Source organism: Bifidobacterium sp. LH_230 (genome assembly GCF_056357555.1).
The window spans coordinates 1-561 of the sequence record NZ_JBKEWJ010000051.1; the positions used below are offsets into that span (position 1 = coordinate 1).

Annotated in this window: 1 rRNA gene; it reads right to left on the bottom strand. The window is 59.5% G+C overall.

Annotated features, from left to right (window positions below):
* A 23S ribosomal RNA gene (locus tag AC1A0G_RS12200) occupies positions 1-561 on the bottom strand; the annotation flags it as partial.

Genomic DNA, 561 nt, shown 5'->3' on the forward strand with positions numbered 1-561 from the left:
GTCGTTACGCCATTCGTGCAGGTCGGAACTTACCCGACAAGGAATTTCGCTACCTTAGGATGGTTATAGTTACCACCGCCGTTTACCGGGGCTTGAATTCACCGCTTCACCCCAAAGGGCTGACGGATCCTCTTAACCTTCCGGCACCGGGCAGGCGTCAGAGCGTATACAGCGGCTTGCGCCTTCGCACGCTCCTGTGTTTTTGGTAAACAGTCGCTACCCCCTGGCCTGTGCCACCCCCAAAAGCTCCCCAAGCAAGTTGGATCACCATCGGGGGTCTCCCTTATACCGAAGGCACGGGAGTGATTTGCCGAGTTCCTTGACCAGGATTCGCTCGATCGCTTCGGTATTCTCTACCTGACCACCAGTGTCGGTTTGGGGTACGGGCGGCAAGAGCCCTAACGCCGAAGCTTTTCTCGGCAGCATGGGATCACCGGATTCGGCCATACGGCCCCATCATCGCGCCTCACCCTCGTGCACCCCGGATTTGCCTGGGATGCGGGCCACACGCTTGACCACGGAAAACCACCTCCGCGGCCGGCTACCCTCCTGCGTCACTCC